Source organism: Stenotrophomonas sp. STEN022 (assembly GCF_056760155.1).
Genome location: NZ_JBRREG010000193.1, coordinates 1 through 1,224 on the forward strand (window position 1 = coordinate 1; position 1,224 = coordinate 1,224).

At 61.2% G+C, this 1,224-nt stretch carries 1 protein-coding gene; it reads right to left on the reverse strand.

What is annotated here, in order from left to right; genetic code table 11:
* Positions 1 to 28: 28 nt before the first annotated feature.
* Positions 29 to 979 carry an IS110 family transposase gene (locus tag ACVOMF_RS20870; protein ID WP_478405445.1) on the reverse strand — a complete coding sequence of 317 codons (951 nt, stop codon included), beginning with the start codon at positions 977 to 979 and terminating at the stop codon, positions 29 to 31.
* Positions 980 to 1,224: the final 245 nt, after the last annotated feature.

Consider the following 1,224-nt stretch of genomic DNA (forward strand, 5'->3'; position numbering starts at 1 on the left):
CTGTAGAGCCGAGATCCTATGTTCGTGGTCAAGCCTGCTGGAAGCAGGCTTGACCCACTTTCAGCATGGCCGGGTCAAAGTCCCGGCCGCTCTTGAAGACGCCCCAAGCGATCCTGGCCAGCTTTCTGGCCAGGATGTTGAAACTGGCAGTACTGCTGTGGCCGCGTTCGCGGATGGCGTTGTAAAGGGCTTTGCCATTTTTGGAGCGGGTCAGTCCCATGGCCGCCATGTAGAGGATCTGGCGCAGGCTGGCGTTGCCGCGCTTGGACAGGCGCCGCCTACCGATCCGGGCGCCGGATTCGTTGGGGCGCGGATCCAGGCCGGTACAGGCGATCCAGGCGTCCGAGCTGGTCAAGGGCCATCGTGTGATGTGATGGGTGACGAAGGCCGCTACCGTCGGCCCAACCCCCGGAATGGTCATGATCCGCCGATACAGGTCGCGCTGTTCGCCACTGCGGCACAGCTGCTGAATCTGTTGGTCGAGCAGGGCAATGGCCTCTTTCAGACCATCGAAGATGCGCCCAAAGATGGCCGACTCCGACGCCCCCGCGCCTAGCGAGAGATTCAACTTCGCCTTGCTCCGGACCAGGCTGTCACGTTGCTGGAGCAGCACATGCAGCTGCTCCTGCGCAGGCGATCGGGCGACATGCTCATGCAGATTGTCGGCCTCCTTGGCGATGTAACGCGCAATGACCTGCGCGTCACCTGAGTCGGTTTTGCCGCGGCAGGCCACGCCCTTGGCGTAATGTTTGATGTCGCGCGGATTGAGCACAAAGACGACGTGGCCGGCCTTCTGGGCAGCTTGAACCACAAGCTCGTGGTAGCGATTGGTTGCTTCCACTCCAATGCGAGACCCGACCGGCAGAGTGGACAGCCACTTACCGATGGCTGACGCTGAATTGGGGATTCGAGTGCTGCCTTTGGTGCCATGGCGTGCCACCACAAGGCTCTTTGAGTCGGCATCGATGCCGACGGCCAAATGATCTGACATCTGCGCAACTCCCAGCTATTGTTGAGGGGCTGGGGTGGTACCGCACCACGTTGGCTTGCCTACATCGGCGGTCCTCAAAGGCCGCTAGATCCTTTATCGACGTTAAGGTGCGGGATGGGGATCGCTCGGCTCGTCTGTCGGCTGCTATCCGCAGATATCATGTTGACGGTCCCTCCACCCTGGCTCCTACATACCGCGTAGGAGCCGGGAGGAACATACAAGCCATGCTCGGC